Consider the following 15,881-nt stretch of genomic DNA (forward strand, 5'->3'; position numbering starts at 1 on the left):
GTCAGGCCGCCGGCGCCGTGCAGGACAGGCGGGCATAGATGGTCGGGCGCACCGCTGCGATCAGGCCGACGCTGGCCTGGGCGGTAATGCCCTGGGTGAAAGTGAAATGGCTGCGCACCGGCTTGGCGCGGCCGACTTCGGCAATGACCTGGTCGACGAAGGCGGCCGATGCCGGCGCGCCGTTCTGATCGAGGTTCAGGACCAGGTTGAAGGTGTGCGGATCGCCCTTCGGCTCCATCTGCCACCACTCGCGGATTGCGACCGATCCGCCGAAACTCTGCACGACGGCGCGGACAGACGCGGCGGTGCCCTTCTGTCGCGCGATCGGGATCGCCTTGCGCACGCGCTCGCGCTTGATGCCTTCGGGCCAGTCGGACGACCAGTTATCGAGCGACAGCCCCCAGGCAAGCCAGGGCAGCAGGCCGGTGGGGCAGTTGTCGGGCGACCAGACAGAGCGGATGGGCGTCGGAATATCGAGCAGACCAGCTGCGACTTGTTCCAGCGCCTTTTCCAGCGCGGTCGAGCCGGGAGGCAGCAGCGACGGATAGGTCATTCGCCCGTCCCCGCATAGTTGACGGTCGTGCCGGTGCAGTAGGGCGCCTGGGTGCGCGAAATAACGATGTCGGCCGCCGGCGAGGTCAGGACGACATTCTGGACGCCCTCGACATGAAGAGCCGCGAACAGGGCCGAGCGGGTGATGTCACGGCCGAGGCGGTGGCTGGACTCGACATAGGCATCAAGGCTTGCTTGGGCGGCGGCCAGCACCACGCCGCCATCGGGGCCGCTGAAGGTGGTCAGCGTGGCGATGACCGCATAGTTCACGATTTCAGCGGATTGGACGGTGACGAAGTCGGTCAGGGGGCGCCGCGTTTCGTCCGACACATAGGCCGAAATCGTCGCGATCAGTTCCGGCGAGGCGGCGCCTGAGCCGGTGCGGGAGAGGATCGAAATCAGCACTTCGCCGGGGTCGGGGCTGGTGGCGCTGGCGTCCAGCACATCAGCATCGGCCGACAGGGCATGGAAGATATAGGCGCCCTCCGGTCCCGCGACCGAATAGCCTTCGGGGGCAAGCACCATGCGCCGGCGGAAATCGGTGTCGCTTTCCATCACTGCTGGGATGCCCAGCACGGTATCCGCCGGCGTGATCGTCAGGCGGGTGATGCCGAACAGCGCCGCGATATTGTCGAGGTCGGCGCCCACAGCATAGGCCGGCATGACGGCGCGACAGGCATCGTTTACGCGCTGGCGGACCAGCTGGACGATGTAGGAAACGACCTGCAACAGCTTCGTCGCCGGATCACTGTCGCGGGTCTCGAACTCAGGCATGAGCGCGACCATGCGCGCGACTGCATCGGCCTGGATCGTTTCGAAATCCAATGCCTCGATAATGTCCGGCGCGGGAAGGCGCGACAGATCAACGGCGGTATAGGTTGCATCGGCCATGGCGCCCATGTCGGGCGGGGGTCATAGGGCACGCTACCGCCTGCATTTGTAGAGGCCGCCTCTACAAATGGATGCCGGTCTGTTCAGTTATATTAGACGGCGGTAATGCGTGAGACGATCGGCAAGTGGATGGGCAGGTGGCGAGTGACGAAAGGCAGCTGGGAAGACTTCATCATTTTGATGAGCGAGAAAAATGCAGGGTTTGAGATTATCAGCAAGTGCGTCCTCGCAACTGCCGGTTGCTACACTCCAAATGTCATTTTTCGCGGGCAAGCGAATGTTAATTGGGATATCCGGCCTACCGTATACCGGGGCAATGCTTCCGGCATCAGCGATCGTGACAGGCTGCGTCGATGGATATCAGAAGCACGGCGGCTAGGCTCCCCTCCCGCTCGTAACTATGTCGAATGGCTTGTGTTGGCGAGGCATTATGGGATCGCAACCCCACTCCTGGACTGGACGTCCAATCCATTGGTCGCCCTATTCTTCGCATGCACTAGCACCGGTCGCGCCGAGGACGATAAAGCGGACGCGGTCATATATTATTGCTTCCGTTCACGCTTCGACGAATTCTGGAATAACGATACGATCGAGGTCTTCAAGAACAGAGAAAAGCCAGCACTTTTCGACGCCACAGGAATGAACGCCCGGTCAACCGCTCAAGATAGTCTGATGACCCTGCACTCTGAAGCGTGCCAAGCAATCGAAGGATGTCAGGAGTTAATTAGGATACCAGCCGAAATAAAGGGCGCGGTTCTATATGCACTGCCTGCGTTTGGTATAATCGACAGCAAGATTTTTTCAGATATGAACCTTGCGGCACGTCGCTTCAATGCGACGGCTATGATGGATGACCTAATAGCGCTAGGCGGTCAGCAGAATTTTAACGACATTGCGGATGAACCCGCTCCGGATGAGACTTAGACCTACTGCTAGCGCAAAATGCAGCTATTTTTGCTCAAGTGTCGACCATATGTCTGTATAGCAAATCTAGCAGTCGTTCCCGATCCGCCGGAGTGGCGCCCAGCAATTCGCGCTGGGGATAGGGAACGGCCTTCGTTCGCAGCGATGGCTTGTCGCGCAAGCCGTATTGGTGGACGCCGGCGATCTGAGAGACCTTACCGGAAAAGCCGACCCAGAAGCCCTGGTCGTCCGTGCCCGTCTTCATGAACCGCGAACTGGCTAGGCGGCGGAACATGGCCTTGCGCCTCAGGCCGCCACGCCGGCGCAGCTTGCCGCCGCCGACGTTCCGATATTCTTCCGGCACCGGGAGCCACTTGACGACCTTGGCGAATTCGAAGGAGCGGATCGCACCGGCCTCGATATCGAAGCCCGTCATCATCTGGCCATTGCCCCACGTGAAACTTTTCATGATGACGCGGCGCGGCGCACCGCCGCCGCCTGCGGGATAGAGGAAACAGGCCGCGCCCCGGCCCGACACCGGCGGTTCCTTCTTCTTGCGTGCTTCAAAGGGCGAGCCGTCGGGTTGCCGCTGGGCGGTGATGCGCTCGCGCTGGCTGATCGCCAGTTCGCGGGCCATGCGGCGCATGAGGGTGCGGCGCTGGCCCGACGATAGGCCCCGCAACAGGCTTCCCGCGATCCGTTCGATTTCGGCCAGGTCGTCGCTCATGCCGCCGGCGGCAGCGCCGGGGTCAGCACGGCGTCGGGATCATCCGTCTGCACGAGCAGTTCGACATTTCCGAAGCCCTGAAGGAAGGACGACGTCACGCCGGCGAACTGGTCGTAATTCGGTTCTTCCGGGTGCGTGATGTCATAGCCGCTGCCATCCGCGCGCGGGATGACCAGGACGGTTTCGGTCAGGTCGATCGACAATTCGACGTCGGACAGATCGCCGTCGAGCAATTCGGCTTCGAAGGAAAAGGGCTGGCTGTCGCTGCTCATGAGCAAGCTGGGCTGTTCCTTTTCGATCCAGGCCAGCAGCGGCACCATCAGGCGGTCGCTGTCGCCGGCGAAATCGGTGAAGAGGGCCTTCAGCGTGTAGCCATAGACGAATGACAGCGTCGCGGACTTGCGCGTCATGATCTGTCCGCCCTCGATATAGATCTGAAGGCGGTCAGCATGAGTTGCCAATTCGGGCAGGAAAGCGGTCAGCCAGCGCCGCAGGCTATCGGCCTTGCGCATCAGCCAGCATCCTCGCATGCGCCGGGGCTATGCCAGCGCACCAGGCGCACCAGCTGGTCGCGCGTCGAGGCAAGCGCCTTGGCGATGTCGATGATGACGGCGCGGACAGCGGGCGGGATTTCGGCCTGGGCGTCCTTGGGGAAGCCCGCCGGCGCGACTGGGCAGGTCAGCAGGTCCGCCGGCGGCGTGTCCTTGACCTCGATCGCGACGACGGGCGGCGCGGGGCGCTCAACGGCCTGGTGGGCGCAGCCCTGCAACGCGATTGAGGCTATCGAACCAATCAGGCCCAACGCGATCATCCGGGGCAATCTGGGCATCGGCTTTCTCCATCTGCGCGGCGGCATCGGTGCGGCGCGCGGCTTGGGTTCGGGAAAGGGCGGTGTCGGCGGTCGATTTCGTGGCCTGGCGTTCGACGGCGCCCGCAAGAATGGTGTTGGTCGCGGCTTGCGTCTGTCGTTCGAAGGCGACCAGGTCGGCAATGCGCTGGACGCAGGGATCGACCTTCTTGCCGGCGCCGGGGAAGGTGGCACCGGCGGAGAGGCAGGCCTTTTTCGCCCAGGCCTGAAGCTGATCGCGATCCTTCCGCGCGGTGGCGCCCCAGGCATAGAGCGCCGCCGCCGCGCCCGCGATGGCGATCAGCAGGACGGTTTCGCGGGAGCCGGTCAGCAGCCCCCACGCGGTTTTCAGGATCGCGGTCAGCTTGCCCATGGGATCAGCCCCCGTTCAGCCAGCCCGCGACTTCGGGCTGGACGTCGAAGCATGGGCATTGCTTGGTCCATTCGAACGGATCGACCCTGCCATTGCCGTTCTTGTCGGGCGACAGGTCGCGGTGGCCCAGGATGCGCGAGGGCGGCACCTTATAGCGACCAGCGACATCGCGGACCAGCGCGGCCAGAGCGGCCTTCTGCGCCGGGGTGCGGGTGTCCAGCGGCTTGCCGGCGGCGTCCAGGCCGCCGACATAGACGATGCCGATCGAGTTGCTGTTATAGCCGGCGGCATTGGCGCCGATTTCGTCTTCGCGGCGGCCCTTATGCACGCTGCCATCGGCATAGATGACATAGTGGTAGCCGCAGGGGCGCGACGCGCCGGCGCCGAAGCCCCGCGCCTTATGGTCGCGGTCGATATCCTCGACGGTATAGGCACGGCCCGCGCGGCTCGCGGTGCAATGGATGTTGATGCGGTTGATGATGCGCATGGGTCTTAGGGCCTCTTTTTGGTGAAGCGGTCAGCCAGGTCGGCGGGGATGCGGGCAAGGGCGTCGGACGTCGCGGCGATCAGGCGGGGCGTGGCGTCGAACGCGATCAGGGCGATGCCGAAGCCGATCGACTGCGCGATGAATTCATTCCAGCCGGTGAATTCGATGATGGCCTGGGTCGCGTAGAAGCTGACCGTTGACCCGACGATCCACTGGACGAAGCGCTGGCGCCAGGACAGGCCCGGTTTCCAGACCTGGGCGACGCCCGATCCGATCAGCGAGGGCGCCAGCGATCCAATGAAATCAGGGGCCGATTGAAGAAGGGTGCGCAGGTCCATGGATCAGTCCCAGAGTTGAACGAGGGGCCGCACGCGGGTCGCGCTGGCTTCGGTGGTGGCGGTGGCCGGCACGATGACGACGGTGCCGAGCGGGAGGATGGAGCCGAGGTCGGCAAGGCCCGGATTGGCGTCGAGGACGCGGGTGAGTTCGTTCGGGCCAAGGCCCGCGTCGCGGAACAGCAGCTGGTCCAGCTTGTCGCCCTGACGAGCAACGAGGCGCAGCGCAGCGGCCATCAGATCAGCCAAACGCCGGTGCGCAGCTGACCCAGCATGTCGCGGATCGCGTGGATGGCATCGCGGCGCAGTTCATCGATCGACGGGGTGAGTTCGTCGGCCTGGTTGCCGCCGGCGGACGTCGTGTCGAAATCGCGGTGGCGCTCGATCAGTTCGGCCTTGGCGAACAGGGCGACGGCGCGCTGATAGCGGATCAGCTGCACGCTCTGCCCGTCCAGCTGGGGCGCGGGAACATCGGCCAGCTTGGCATAGCCGGCGGCGCGACAATCCGCGGCGAATTGGCGCAGGTCGATTTCCGCCGACATGATGCCGCCCAGGATCGCGGCGCGCAGACGGGCGGGCGTGATGCTGGTCGGGATGCGCGCGACGTCCCGCACCGACGCCGGATCGACGTCGGGAAAGAAGCCGTCATTCACGACGACCGTTTCCGGCGCCGGCGGCTGCTCAATTTGCGAAGCGGGAGGACGCGCGACGAAGCTCATGCGAAGACGACCAGCTTCGCGAGGCCGCCCATGGAGACGATACAGGCGCCCGTCATCAGCAGCGCGACGGTCAGGAGGATCGGGCAGAGCCAGCGAGGCGCATCGTCATCGGAGGCGAGAACCCCGCCGATGCAGCTGCCCAGCGCCATCGCGGCAAAGAACAGCGCGGCGACGACAAGAAGGATCGATTTGAAAATGAGCCAAAGGGCTACGGCGATGGTCATGGTGCCTCCGATTTCCGGCCCGCCGGCATACGGGGGTGGGGATCGGGACAGAGAGCGGCCCTATGGTTCGAAAACCTCCCGCCTCGCGCGATCCGCCCCCGAGCGCCGGGGGCGAGCCTGTCAGGCGGCCTGCTGGCCGCCCTGTTCGTTGTTCTGATCGGTGCTGGGCGGCAGCGCCTTCAGCAGCTTTTCCGCGCGCTTGACGCGATCGAGGACGCCCACGCGGTTCCAGAGGCGATGGGCTTCCTTCAGCGTCGCCAGCGCGGTTTCGAGCGGGGCGCGGCTTTCGTTCGCATCCATGTCCTCCGCTGCGCGCAGCTGCTCGATGCCGATGGCCTTCAGCAGCTTGGCGCGGACCTCATTGTGCATGTCGACGCCGTCGACCAGGTCCGCGACGCGGGCGAGGATGTCCGCCGGGAAGGCTTCGCCCAGCGCCTGGACAGTCTGCGCGGCGGCGGTGATTTCATCGACAACGACTGTCGCCACGTCGCGCTTGTAGCGCGCCGGCATGGCGACCTTGTGTTTGAGCAGGAACGGCACCAGGTCGAGCGCGGCGGCAAAGTCGCCGGTGTCAATCAGCCAGACCATGCAGGTCGGTACGACCTCACCGATGAGGCCGTCGCCCGCGCCGGCATCCGCCGCCACTATGGCATCGATCCATGCCTGATATTCGGGCAGCATCCGGCGCTTGGCGGCCACCTTGGCATCGACGCCCTTGATTTCCTTCAGATCGCGAAGGTCATGGGTCAGTCGCAGCACGATCTGGGCCGCGATGCGGTCTTCGGCCGACGTGGCGGTTTCGGGAGCGGTGACGATCGCCGTCGCGGCGATCTGCTCGCGGTGGATCATGGCCGGGGTGCGGTCCACGATCAACGGGGCAGGTTGCCCGCCCCCATCGGAGGAGACAACCTGTTTCGGGTCAACGGCGGCGGCAGCGAGGGCGGCCATGCGTTCCCGATGGGCACGTGCTGGTGTCATGATGTCGTTCCTGCTCGATGGTGGCGGGCGGGAGCCGAAGGATTAAACCTTCGGCCCAAGCTGGATGTTTTCGAGCAGGGCGGCCTTGCCATAATCTTCGACCATGAAAGCGTCGTTGATGCTTTCGAAGTTATCGATCTGGTCCAGCGACGGATTGTCCTGGATGGCGCGACGGGCGGTGCCGATCTGCCAGTAATAGGACAGGTTCTTGAAGCTGGTGATGAGGATGCTGCCCGCCGGGAAGAAGGGCACCTGGACGGTCGGCTTTCCGCCCAGCTGGCGGCTCGACAGGATCACGTCGCGCGCGACCTGTTCGGTCGCCTTGTCGCCGGCTTCCGAGACGATCTTGAAATATTTCTCATGGACCAGGTCGCTGCCCACCATGACGACCAGGTCGGTCGCGGTGCGATAGCGTTCGTGAATGAGGTTCTGGATCGCGTCGAAGACCAGGGCGTCGAGGTTCACATAGTCCGCCGTGCCGGTGTCGGAGACATAGATTTTCAGGGCATCCTTGGTGCCGTGCGCCATGACGCGCCCCGGCGCATAGGTGCGGATTTTGTGCAGCCAGCCGAAGTTGACGTCCTGCAACAGCGGGAATTCCTCGCGGTCGGTTTCGACCGCCGCCGCCACGCCGTTGAAGCCGATGCACATGACGTCTTCGGCCTTCTGCGCCAGTACCGCGTCGCGGCACAGCTGCTGGAATTCCGGCTGATGTGACCAGGCATCGAGCAGTTCATACGACCAGGCATAGTCATAGTCGGTCTTCTTGCAGAGATACTGGTCGATCTGATCCGACCCGGTGATATCCTGCGGGCTGCGTTTGTTGCCGGCGGCGCGGTTGGTACGGCTCGCCAGCGACCGATTGACGCCCACGCCGACGCGGCTGCCCTGCTGGTTGACGACAGGCATGACGTTGATGCGCGACATGAAGTCGCTGATTTCGCGCAGCTTGGCCTGAAGCTTCTGCTCGATCGCGGGCGCGACGTTGAATTCGGCCAGCTGGCCGGGGGTCGCGGTGAGGCCGGCGGGAAGCCCGTTCAGCTTCGCCACCTGGGCGACGAACGCATGAACGAGCAGGCGAGTAGAGGTGAGCATGTCCGGTGTCTCCGAAAAGGGGAGGGATCAGGAGGGAGGGCGCGGGAGGGAGGATCAGCAGTCGGTCAGGAAGGAGGCGTTGCCGCCGCCGCCGCTCGCCGGCTGACGGGAAAAGCCCTGCTGCTGGGTGTTTTCCAGCTTGGCGGTAAGGTCCGCGACGGCGGCGTTGGCAGCGTTCGCCGCGTCCAGGGCGGGCTTGACGGCGGCGGCCACCTGTTCGCCCAAGGCGGTGCTGAAGGCGGCGACATCGAAGCCGTTGTCATTCGCGGGCTTGGGCTTGGGTTCTTCCTTCGGCTTTTCGGTTTCCGAGCGGCTGAACATGGTGGCAATGCTGGCGAAGCCGGCCTTGATGGCATCGGCCACGCTGCCATTGTCCGCGCCTTCCGACTCCATGACGATCGTCGTTTCGATCGAGGCGGAGAACAGATTGTCGGGATGCACCTTGCGGGCGTCGAACATGGGCTTGAGGCCAGAGAAGGACAGGGCTTCGGTGCCGAGCGAAGCGGGATTGTCCGTTACGGCCAGGCCGACCAGGCCGACCTTGCCGGTGCCGGCGAAATCGGGGCTAATCTCGACCGACGTGAAGATTTTCTGGCCGGCCTTGTTGATCTTCAGCAGCTGGTCGTTCGGCTCGACCTGCGCATAAAGGGCGCGGCAGCGGACCTTCTCCCCGTCGATTTCCAGTTCGTCGGTCTGGGCCTTGACCGCCGTCACGCTGCCATAGGCGTTGAAGGGCGGTTCCGGGCTGAAGCCCTTGATATGCTCGCAATTGATGCGCGGCGTATAGGTGGCGGCGTTGAAGGTGGCGACGATATCGTCAATCCACGCGGCCTCGATCTTGCGGCCATCGCTGGCGGTGAAGCCCTCGACGAAGACGCGGAAAAATTTGCTCTTTGCCATGTTCGGTTCCGGTTCCTTGCTTGCGTGGCGGCGCGCTGGTGCGTTTGCTGGCAGCAGAAAGGGCGTTCCGGGGCCTGATCCTCAAGACTGAGCATTTGTAGAGGCCGCCTCTACAAATGGACGGGCATGATCAGTGGCTTAGCGGCGCGGCATGGTCCGCCGCGATGAGCGATCAGAAACCTTCTGGGCAATCCCCCCATCCCGGCGCACCGTCTGCCTTTTGGCAGTTCGATCCGCGTCGGCATGCGCGCAGCCTGTATTGGAAGGGCTGGGGCGTGACGCAGATCGCGGATGAATTCGCGCTGCATGGCATCGTCAACGACCAGGGCAAGGCGATCCCGCGCGCGACAATCGAGGCGTGGAAGCAACGCGATCGCTGGGATGATGCGCCGTCGATCCGCAAGATAGAGGACTGCCTCGAACTTCGGCTGATGACGCTGATTTCGAAGGAGAAGAAGACCCCCGGCGACCTGGTCGAAATGGACGCGCTGACCAGGCAGGTTGAAGCGCTCGCCCGCGTCCGCCGCTATGAGGCCCCCGGCGGCCATGCCGGCGATCTGAACGACAAGGTCGGCAATCGGAACGCGGGACCGCGCAAGAAGCCGAAGAAGAACCATTTCACCGCCGATCAGGCGGCTGAACTGAAGCGCATCTTTCTCGACGGCCTTTATGATTATCAGCATCGCTGGTGGCAGGCGAAGGATCAGCGCACCCGCATGATCCTGAAGTCGCGCCAGATCGGCGCGACCTATTATTTCGCGTTCGAAGCCCTGATCGACGCGATCGAGACGGGACGGAACCAGGTTTTCCTATCCGCGTCGAAGGCGCAGGCGCACCAGTTCCGGTCCTATATCGTCAGCTTCGCGAAACTGGTCGGCGTCGTGCTAACCGGCGACCCGATGCTGATCACGTCGGACCTGCGCCCAGCGGAGGAAGCGGCGGCCGAACTGCACTTCCTGGGCACCAATTTCCGCACCGCCCAGGGCCGCCACGGCAATTTCTATTTTGACGAATTCTTTTGGGTCCATTCATTCGAAGAATTGAACAAGGTCGCTTCGGGCATGGCGACCCATAAGAAGTGGCGGAAGACTTACTTTTCGACGCCATCGACCGTCGCGCATCCGGCCTATCCCTATTGGACCGGCGACCGCCGCAACCGGCGGCGCAAGAAGTCCGAGCAGATCAAGATTGACGTCAGCCATGCCGCGCTGGCGCTGGGCAGCGTCGGGCCGGATCGCATCTGGCGGCACATCGTCAACATCCGCGATGCCGAGGCGGGCGGGTGCGACCTGTTCGATATCGAGGAACTGGAAGATGAATATGCGCCCGACGAATTCGCCAACCTGTTCCTTTGCGACTTCGTGGATGATAGCCAGTCCGCCTTCAAATTCAACGATCTGATCCGCTGCGGCTGCGATAGCCTGGTCGACTGGACCGACTTCAACCCGGAAAGCGCCCGCCCATTCGGCAATCGGCCTGTGTGGGCAGGCTATGACCCGCAAGAGAGCGAGGACGGCGACAACGCCGCCCTGGTCATTGCGGCGCCGCCGGCGGTCGAGGGCGGGTCATTCCGCATCCTTGAGCGCCACCAGCTGCGCGGCCTCGATTTCGAGCAGCAGGCCGATTTCATCAAGGCGATGCTGAAGCGCTACAACTGCACCTATCTGGGCATCGACGCGCGGGGCGTGGGCGCCGGCGTCTATCAGATCATGGCGAAGCCGGATGCGCTGCCTGGCGGCGTCGTCGCGAAGATCGAATATTCGCTGGAACTGAAACAGCACATGATCATGAAGGCGCAGAATGTCGTGCGCCGTGGCCGCATCGCGTTCGATGCCGGCATGCTCGACATCGTGTCGGCCTTCGTCTCGATCAAGAAGACCCTGACGACCAGCGGGCGCAACATCACCTTCAAGGCAGGGCGCGGCGGCGATGACGGCCATGCCGATCTGGCCTGGGCGACCATGCACATCCTCATGAACGAACCGCTGGACGGCAAGGAAATGCCGACAGCCAGATTGGAGCTATTCGAATGAGCAAGCGCGCGCGCCGCATGAACCGCAGGGAAGTGGCCGAGGCGTCGAAGGGCGCGATCGTCGCGACCAATGGCAACAGCCCGACGATCGAGGCCTTCACCTTCGGGGAGCCGGAGCCGGTCAACCGGGCGACCCTGCTCGATCTGCTGGAATGCTGGCACAATGGCCGCTGGTATGAGCCGCCGATTTCCATGGACGGGCTGTCGCGAACGTTGCGCGCGTCGCCGCATCATAGCAGCGCGATCATGCTGAAAAAGAACATGCTGGCGGCCAGCTTCATCCCCACGCCGTTTCTGTCACGCCGCGATTTCCGCGCCCTGGCGCAAGACTATCTGGTGCTGGGCAACGGCTATGTGCAGGAAATCCCGAACCGGCTTGGGCGCACGATGCGCCTCGACCATTGCCTGGCGAAATATACCCGGCGCGGTGTCGAGCAAGGCCGCTTCTATTGGGTGCCGGGGCATCAGCCGGAAAGCGAGTTCGCGCCGGGGACCGTGCATCAGCTGATGGCCGAAGACGTCAACCAGGAACTCTATGGGGTGCCGGAATATGTGCCGGCGATCCAATCGGCTTTGCTGAACGAAAACGCCACCCTGTTCCGGCGCCGCTATTACGAGAATGGGAGCCACGCGGGCTATATCCTCTATCTGATGGGGCAGTTTGCCGACGGCGACGTGGGCGCCATGCGCAAGGCGTTGGAGCGGTCGAAGGGACCGGGCAATTTCCGCAATCTGTTGCTGCATGCGCCCGCCGGCAAGGAAAACGGCGTCAAGTTGTTGCCGATAGCGGAGGCCGGCGCGAAGGACGAATTTCTGGGGATCAAGAACACGACGCGCGACGACATCCTGGCCGCGCATCGGGTGCCGCCCCAGCTGCTGGGCATCGTGCCCGCGAACGCAGGGGGCTTCGGGGACGTGTCGAAGGCGACCGACGCCTTCTTTGAACTGGAAATCCAGCCGTTGCAGTCGGTCTTCCTCGAATTGAACGAGATGATCGGTGTCGAGGCCGTGCGGTTCGCGGAGCGGGCGCAGGTGGCTTGAGTTAGATGTCTGTTAGGGGTGGAAAGGAGATGGTCCGCTGTTGAGCGAGGCATGGTGGTAAGCTGACGCAATTCTCTGTAGGCCGGACCTATGACGAAGCCATGGATCATCGCGCTTTGGGTTTTCATGCTCGCATTGGCAGGTTGGTTGTTGTTTGATGGCCAACGCCTTGCGGCAGCGGGAGTAATGGGCACGGCGTTATTCTGGGAAGCGATCCACCGCGTATTCGGCAGCAAGGACACCGAATAAACCCGTCAAGGGCGTTCAGGGTGGATTGCGGCACGTCCGCTCTTGCAGGAGGTTGGCAAACCGTGCTTCAGGCTACCCAAAATTGCGCTGGACTTCCTGACGATGGAATTTGTTTTCGAGCTTCTTTTTCAGTTCTTGGGAGAGTTGCTGCTTCAGGCGATCTTCGAAGCGCTGTTTGAGCTTGGACTTCATAGCCTTGCGGACACTCTGAAGAGGCCCAAAAACCCCGTGCTTTCGACCTTCGGATTCATTTTGTGGGGAGGAATCGCCGGAGGCATTTCTCTTCTGATTTTCCCAACCTCGCCGATCGTCAATCCGTTGCTTCGTAAGATTAACCTTATCGCCACGCCAATCTGCGCGGGCGCGCTGATGGCAATGGTCGGTCGAACGCGTTCAAAGAGAGGGCAGAGTTTAGTTCGGGTCGATCGGTTCGGATACGCTTTCATCTTCGCATTCGCCATGGCGCTCGTTAGGTTCATCTGGGCAGCTTGAACGACTGCAATTGGTCGACTGCCGCTAGGCGGCCATCTGCCGCGCCATTCTGCAAGAAAGAGATCCATTTTTGGTATGGATCGGGTGGGTGGCGGAATGGCAGGTAGCGGTCAAAATCTGTATCTAGGTGCCATTCGCACCAAAGCTCATCTGACCTATTGCGCCTTCAGCTTCCTCAATGATCTGCTCAACTAATTCTTCGGTATTCGTACCGATATACGCATCCATACGCCAGCGTCCTTCTAGGAAATGCTGGCCGACTGGCGCTTCAAGGAAGGCAACGACCTGCTCCAGTTCGCTTTCTGTAAACTCCCAATTGACGTGATTCTCATACTCTTCTTGCCAGATGTGACGGTGCTTTTCATATGCTGACCTAAGCACTACAAGACTTGTATCCACAGCGCCGCCGAATGTGGCACCTCGCTCTGCCGCGCACTTATATATGTGGCCGCCGGGGATACCGAACCGTTCTACGAATTTCCCTCTGTCGATCTGCTGCTGAATGCCAGATGCAACTAGGAAGCGGCGGATTAGGTCAAGTTTATGGCTGCTGGGTGGTTCTTCAATCTGAGCGGAAGTCATCTCAATTCTCCGGCGAATAATTTCTGCTTATCATATCAAAGGGATGCCTGCGAACTTGCGCTTGATGCCAGCGGCAGGAGATGTCCGCTATGGAGAAAGCCCGGGCCCGCCGACAATGGCAAGCTCTGGTCGTCAGCGGACTTTCGTCCGCAATGGCTACGGTCGGTATTCACTACTGTGCACCGACAAGCGCGTTATAGGAGTGAAGGCCAAATACGGTAGCCGTGAGAATGACCGGCTGCTACTTGCTGCAAGGTTGTTTGCCCTCCGCGAAGTTTTGACACAGCTCTTATCCTGATCTATCGGCCGTGGGCGAATGACTGGACCCTGCGAGCCGCGCTAGGGCATCGACCCTGCCTCAAGTCTTATGGCCAGTCATTCGTTGCTCTACTTCAACAAATCTGTCGTTCAGGGATGCCGTTTGACTTCATGGAAGTTTGCGAACGACTGGACAAATTTGAAGAGCCTGCAGATGGCTTATACCAACCTGCATTGATCACGACCCACTTGCCCATTTGCGGCGTCCGATCGTCATGATACGCCAGGGCTGATCGATGAGCCTGTTCCAAGCTTCGCAGCAAAGGTCGATGATGTTGTCGTGGGAGGTGAAGATCCGGTTGGACAGCCAGTTGTCGCGTAGGAACTGCCAGATATTTTCCACCGGGTTAAGCTCGGGGCATTTCGGCGGCAGCGGAACGATGCTGATATTCTCGGGCACTTCCAGCTTTCCGGTCACGTGCCATCCCGCTTGATCCATCAGCAGCACACCGTGGGCACCTGGTTCAATGGCCAGCGATATCTCCGCCAAGTGCAGCGACATGGTCTGGATATTGCAGAAGGGCAGGACCAGGCCAGCGCCCTTGCCAAGCTCAGGGCAGATGGCGCCAAAGATGTAGGCCGATTTGGTCCTCTGGTCCTTGGGCGCTGAAGGCCGGGTGCCTCGCTTGGCCCAGCGGCGGGTAATCTTGTTTTTCTGCCCGATGCGGGCCTCATCCTGGAACCACACCTCTATAGGCGTGTCGCGCGGGAGAGAGGCTTTGATCTTTGCCAGCTCGGCTGCGAAGCCCCTTTTTTGAAGTCCTCCATCGCATATTCGTTCTGAGCATGGTGACGTGGGCGCGCGGTCAGTTTGACATAGCCCAGCTTCTTCAGCTCCCGTCCCACTGTCGTTTCCGTCAGGGACACGCCGAACTCGTCATGGAGCCAACGCGCCAGGTCAATCAGCCGCCAGCGCACAACCCCATGAATGGCCGGGATCGGGCCGCTCTCAACAACCTCCGCGAGAGCCTGGCGCTGGGCATCATTCAACAAGGAGGGCTTGCCCGGTGCCTTACCGTCGAGGAGCCCGTCTGGACCTCGAGCATTGAACCGCACGACCCAGTCCCGCACGATCTGCAGTGTCACTCCGCCGATCCGCGCCGCATCGCTGCGGCTCCTGCCATCATATATTTCCGCTAAGGCTAGGAGCCGACGCCCCTGATTTGCGCTTTTCGTCGTCCGTGCCAGTCTCCTCAGACCCGCCGCGTCAAAGTCATCCCGCAATCCAATCGCTGCACCCATGGCCATGCCCTCCAACCAGCAGCCATAGAGTCAGAGTTTCGTCGCTTTGGGAATCCCCCTCGTGAGTCAGCATCATGGGAGGTTGGTATTAGTGGGCGATTTGCAACGCTTGTTTTTTGCCAAAACAATTGATCACGCAGCGGTATGAGCGTCCTATGCGGGAGAACAGTCGAATATTGACCCCCCCCCCGTTTAAAGCCCTGTGGTGATATTTTTATCTCGGTACGGTTTCGAAACGATTTTTTAATTTAGACAGGCGATGGAGCGCGGCCGTTGGGCACGGGGAACGAACACCGTCCATTTTACTAAGGCGCTCAGCGACCTTGCTTCAGGTCTTGGTGTCGTTCCTTCGATGAGAATGAATTAGGGAAACCGCGTTTTGAAGCAGTGGGTGGGATTGGACATAGGCGCGGATACTGTATCCGCCTGCATCAAAGATGATGCAGGCTGCGTTCTTGCAAAAGCGGAATTGATGGCTTCCGACGAAGATATCACGAAATTCTTGCTTCGCTATGGCTCATCTGAGTCGATGGTTGTCGGACTTGAGGCTGGTTCAACAGGCATTCATCTCACGAGAAAACTTCGTCATCGGGGATACCAGGTTCACGTATTTGAAACGCGCCAGACGAGTAAGTTCCTTTCGATTCGACAGAATAAGACCGATGGCAATGATGCCGAAGGACTGGCTGATCTAGTCAGACTAGGGCGAGGAGTGGTGGCAGAGGTCTCTGTAAAAAGCGTCGAATGTCAGCTTCTACGTTCCAAGCTTGTAGTGCGGCAGAAACTGGTCAGCCACCGGATGGCAGGCGAAGGAGCGATCAGGTCTGCATTCCGCCTAAACGGCGTTAGCGTCCGCGCTCGTGGTGTAATTTCTGGTGTAGATTGAGATGATCG

22 protein-coding genes are annotated in these 15,881 nt (G+C 61.6%); 6 read left to right on the forward strand and 16 right to left on the reverse strand.

The window, feature by feature from the left end; translation table 11 throughout:
- Position 1: 1 nt before the first annotated feature.
- Together EGM87_RS13875 and EGM87_RS13880 are read right to left on the reverse strand one after the other, a co-directional pair.
- Positions 2-553, reverse strand: a complete 552-nt coding sequence (locus tag EGM87_RS13875; RefSeq protein WP_137710109.1) for a phage tail protein I — start codon at positions 551-553, stop codon at positions 2-4.
- Positions 550-1,443 (reverse strand): baseplate assembly protein, encoded by an 894-nt coding sequence (locus EGM87_RS13880; protein WP_137710108.1) that lies wholly within the window; start codon positions 1,441-1,443, stop codon positions 550-552. The genes EGM87_RS13875 and EGM87_RS13880 overlap by 4 nt, the downstream gene beginning before the upstream one ends.
- 105 nt (positions 1,444-1,548) lie before the next feature.
- Between EGM87_RS13880 and EGM87_RS13885 the strand changes: the two genes are divergently transcribed.
- Entirely contained in the window at positions 1,549-2,367 is an 819-nt protein-coding gene (locus EGM87_RS13885) for an FRG domain-containing protein (RefSeq protein ID WP_137710107.1), read from the forward strand.
- Between the two features lie 34 nt (positions 2,368-2,401).
- Here EGM87_RS13885 and EGM87_RS13890 read toward each other — a convergent pair whose 3' ends face one another.
- From EGM87_RS13890 to EGM87_RS13945, 12 genes are all read right to left on the reverse strand, one after another.
- A complete protein-coding gene (locus EGM87_RS13890; RefSeq protein ID WP_137710106.1) occupies positions 2,402-3,073 on the reverse strand; it encodes a phage virion morphogenesis protein in 672 nt (223 codons plus the stop codon).
- A complete protein-coding gene (locus EGM87_RS13895) occupies positions 3,070-3,585 on the reverse strand; it encodes a phage tail protein (protein WP_137710105.1) in 516 nt (171 codons plus the stop codon). Before EGM87_RS13895 ends, EGM87_RS13890 begins: the two co-directional genes overlap by 4 nt.
- Entirely contained in the window at positions 3,585-3,842 is a 258-nt protein-coding gene (locus EGM87_RS13900; protein ID WP_137710104.1) for a hypothetical protein, read from the reverse strand. Before EGM87_RS13900 ends, EGM87_RS13895 begins: the two co-directional genes overlap by 1 nt.
- Complete coding sequence (locus tag EGM87_RS13905; protein WP_137710103.1) at positions 3,814-4,293, reverse strand: hypothetical protein; 480 nt, start codon at positions 4,291-4,293, stop codon at positions 3,814-3,816. Before EGM87_RS13905 ends, EGM87_RS13900 begins: the two co-directional genes overlap by 29 nt.
- Positions 4,294-4,297: 4 nt before the next feature.
- On the reverse strand, positions 4,298-4,780 hold the full coding sequence (locus tag EGM87_RS13910; protein WP_137710102.1) for an N-acetylmuramoyl-L-alanine amidase: 483 nt from the start codon (positions 4,778-4,780) through the stop codon (positions 4,298-4,300).
- A 5-nt stretch (positions 4,781-4,785) separates the two neighbouring features.
- Complete coding sequence (locus EGM87_RS13915; protein ID WP_137710101.1) at positions 4,786-5,118, reverse strand: hypothetical protein; 333 nt, start codon at positions 5,116-5,118, stop codon at positions 4,786-4,788.
- A gap of 3 nt (positions 5,119-5,121) precedes the next feature.
- Positions 5,122-5,364, reverse strand: coding sequence for a tail protein X (locus tag EGM87_RS13920; protein WP_316252050.1), 243 nt, complete (start codon positions 5,362-5,364; stop codon positions 5,122-5,124).
- Complete coding sequence (locus EGM87_RS13925; protein ID WP_137710100.1) at positions 5,352-5,834, reverse strand: head completion/stabilization protein; 483 nt, start codon at positions 5,832-5,834, stop codon at positions 5,352-5,354. Before EGM87_RS13925 ends, EGM87_RS13920 begins: the two co-directional genes overlap by 13 nt.
- On the reverse strand, positions 5,831-6,058 hold the full coding sequence (locus tag EGM87_RS13930) for a hypothetical protein (protein WP_137710099.1): 228 nt from the start codon (positions 6,056-6,058) through the stop codon (positions 5,831-5,833). Before EGM87_RS13930 ends, EGM87_RS13925 begins: the two co-directional genes overlap by 4 nt.
- A 120-nt stretch (positions 6,059-6,178) precedes the next feature.
- The gene (gpM, locus tag EGM87_RS13935; RefSeq protein ID WP_137710098.1) at positions 6,179-7,036 is read right to left on the reverse strand and encodes a phage terminase small subunit; all 858 of its coding nucleotides are present in this window, start codon (positions 7,034-7,036) and stop codon (positions 6,179-6,181) included.
- A 42-nt stretch (positions 7,037-7,078) separates the two neighbouring features.
- The gene (locus EGM87_RS13940) at positions 7,079-8,131 is read right to left on the reverse strand and encodes a phage major capsid protein, P2 family (RefSeq protein WP_137710097.1); all 1,053 of its coding nucleotides are present in this window, start codon (positions 8,129-8,131) and stop codon (positions 7,079-7,081) included.
- A gap of 54 nt (positions 8,132-8,185) precedes the next feature.
- Positions 8,186-9,031 (reverse strand): GPO family capsid scaffolding protein, encoded by an 846-nt coding sequence (locus EGM87_RS13945; RefSeq protein WP_137710096.1) that lies wholly within the window; start codon positions 9,029-9,031, stop codon positions 8,186-8,188.
- Positions 9,032-9,195: 164 nt separating this feature from the next.
- On the opposite strand from EGM87_RS13945, the gene EGM87_RS13950 reads away from it, so the two are divergent.
- The 4 genes from EGM87_RS13950 to EGM87_RS13965 all read left to right on the forward strand — a co-directional run bounded on the left by EGM87_RS13950 (position 9,196) and on the right by EGM87_RS13965 (position 12,845).
- On the forward strand, positions 9,196-11,064 hold the full coding sequence (locus EGM87_RS13950) for a terminase large subunit domain-containing protein (RefSeq protein WP_137710095.1): 1,869 nt from the start codon (positions 9,196-9,198) through the stop codon (positions 11,062-11,064).
- Entirely contained in the window at positions 11,061-12,104 is a 1,044-nt protein-coding gene (locus EGM87_RS13955; protein WP_137710094.1) for a phage portal protein, read from the forward strand. The genes EGM87_RS13950 and EGM87_RS13955 overlap by 4 nt, the downstream gene beginning before the upstream one ends.
- Positions 12,105-12,194: 90 nt before the next feature.
- Positions 12,195-12,353: a SpoIIIAH-like family protein gene (locus tag EGM87_RS13960; protein WP_137710093.1), complete on the forward strand. Its 159-nt coding sequence runs from the start codon at positions 12,195-12,197 to the stop codon at positions 12,351-12,353.
- Positions 12,354-12,455: 102 nt separating this feature from the next.
- The gene (locus tag EGM87_RS13965; RefSeq protein ID WP_048578749.1) at positions 12,456-12,845 is read left to right on the forward strand and encodes a hypothetical protein; all 390 of its coding nucleotides are present in this window, start codon (positions 12,456-12,458) and stop codon (positions 12,843-12,845) included.
- A 123-nt stretch (positions 12,846-12,968) separates the two neighbouring features.
- Here the strand turns inward: EGM87_RS13965 and EGM87_RS13970 are convergent, their stop codons facing one another.
- Both EGM87_RS13970 and EGM87_RS13975 read right to left on the reverse strand, forming a co-directional pair.
- Positions 12,969-13,427: a DUF2059 domain-containing protein gene (locus EGM87_RS13970; protein WP_137710092.1), complete on the reverse strand. Its 459-nt coding sequence runs from the start codon at positions 13,425-13,427 to the stop codon at positions 12,969-12,971.
- Positions 13,428-13,923: 496 nt separating this feature from the next.
- Positions 13,924-14,987, reverse strand: a protein-coding gene (locus EGM87_RS13975; protein WP_137710091.1) for an IS630 family transposase whose coding sequence is annotated in 2 segments (ribosomal slippage) — positions 13,924-14,493 and positions 14,496-14,987 — 1,062 coding nt in all. Because the reading frame shifts where the segments join, the coding sequence is not laid out codon by codon here.
- Positions 14,988-15,366: 379 nt separating this feature from the next.
- Between EGM87_RS13975 and EGM87_RS13980 the strand changes: the two genes are divergently transcribed.
- Positions 15,367-15,873 (forward strand): IS110 family transposase, encoded by a 507-nt coding sequence (locus tag EGM87_RS13980; RefSeq protein WP_137710090.1) that lies wholly within the window; start codon positions 15,367-15,369, stop codon positions 15,871-15,873.
- Positions 15,874-15,881 lie beyond the last annotated feature (8 nt).

Origin of the sequence: Sphingobium sp. RSMS, from assembly GCF_005406185.4 — a bacterium.
GTDB lineage: Bacteria > Pseudomonadota > Alphaproteobacteria > Sphingomonadales > Sphingomonadaceae > Sphingobium > Sphingobium fuliginis.

What these genes read in the sequence shown, in the direction of transcription:
- EGM87_RS13875 (WP_137710109.1), bottom strand. Translation starts at nt 553, where the DNA reads ATGACCTATCCGTCGCTGCTGCCTCCCGGCTCGACCGCGCTGGAAAAG.
- EGM87_RS13880 (WP_137710108.1), bottom strand. Translation starts at nt 1,443, where the DNA reads ATGGCCGATGCAACCTATACCGCCGTTGATCTGTCGCGCCTTCCCGCG.
- EGM87_RS13885 (WP_137710107.1), top strand. Translation starts at nt 1,549, where the DNA reads ATGCGTGAGACGATCGGCAAGTGGATGGGCAGGTGGCGAGTGACGAAA.
- EGM87_RS13890 (WP_137710106.1), bottom strand. Translation starts at nt 3,073, where the DNA reads ATGAGCGACGACCTGGCCGAAATCGAACGGATCGCGGGAAGCCTGTTG.
- EGM87_RS13895 (WP_137710105.1), bottom strand. Translation starts at nt 3,585, where the DNA reads ATGCGCAAGGCCGATAGCCTGCGGCGCTGGCTGACCGCTTTCCTGCCC.
- EGM87_RS13905 (WP_137710103.1), bottom strand. Translation starts at nt 4,293, where the DNA reads ATGGGCAAGCTGACCGCGATCCTGAAAACCGCGTGGGGGCTGCTGACC.
- EGM87_RS13910 (WP_137710102.1), bottom strand. Translation starts at nt 4,780, where the DNA reads ATGCGCATCATCAACCGCATCAACATCCATTGCACCGCGAGCCGCGCG.
- EGM87_RS13915 (WP_137710101.1), bottom strand. Translation starts at nt 5,118, where the DNA reads ATGGACCTGCGCACCCTTCTTCAATCGGCCCCTGATTTCATTGGATCG.
- EGM87_RS13925 (WP_137710100.1), bottom strand. Translation starts at nt 5,834, where the DNA reads ATGAGCTTCGTCGCGCGTCCTCCCGCTTCGCAAATTGAGCAGCCGCCG.
- EGM87_RS13930 (WP_137710099.1), bottom strand. Translation starts at nt 6,058, where the DNA reads ATGACCATCGCCGTAGCCCTTTGGCTCATTTTCAAATCGATCCTTCTT.
- gpM (WP_137710098.1), bottom strand. Translation starts at nt 7,036, where the DNA reads ATGACACCAGCACGTGCCCATCGGGAACGCATGGCCGCCCTCGCTGCC.
- EGM87_RS13940 (WP_137710097.1), bottom strand. Translation starts at nt 8,131, where the DNA reads ATGCTCACCTCTACTCGCCTGCTCGTTCATGCGTTCGTCGCCCAGGTG.
- EGM87_RS13945 (WP_137710096.1), bottom strand. Translation starts at nt 9,031, where the DNA reads ATGGCAAAGAGCAAATTTTTCCGCGTCTTCGTCGAGGGCTTCACCGCC.
- EGM87_RS13950 (WP_137710095.1), top strand. Translation starts at nt 9,196, where the DNA reads ATGAGCGATCAGAAACCTTCTGGGCAATCCCCCCATCCCGGCGCACCG.
- EGM87_RS13955 (WP_137710094.1), top strand. Translation starts at nt 11,061, where the DNA reads ATGAGCAAGCGCGCGCGCCGCATGAACCGCAGGGAAGTGGCCGAGGCG.
- EGM87_RS13960 (WP_137710093.1), top strand. Translation starts at nt 12,195, where the DNA reads ATGACGAAGCCATGGATCATCGCGCTTTGGGTTTTCATGCTCGCATTG.
- EGM87_RS13965 (WP_048578749.1), top strand. Translation starts at nt 12,456, where the DNA reads ATGGAATTTGTTTTCGAGCTTCTTTTTCAGTTCTTGGGAGAGTTGCTG.
- EGM87_RS13970 (WP_137710092.1), bottom strand. Translation starts at nt 13,427, where the DNA reads ATGACTTCCGCTCAGATTGAAGAACCACCCAGCAGCCATAAACTTGAC.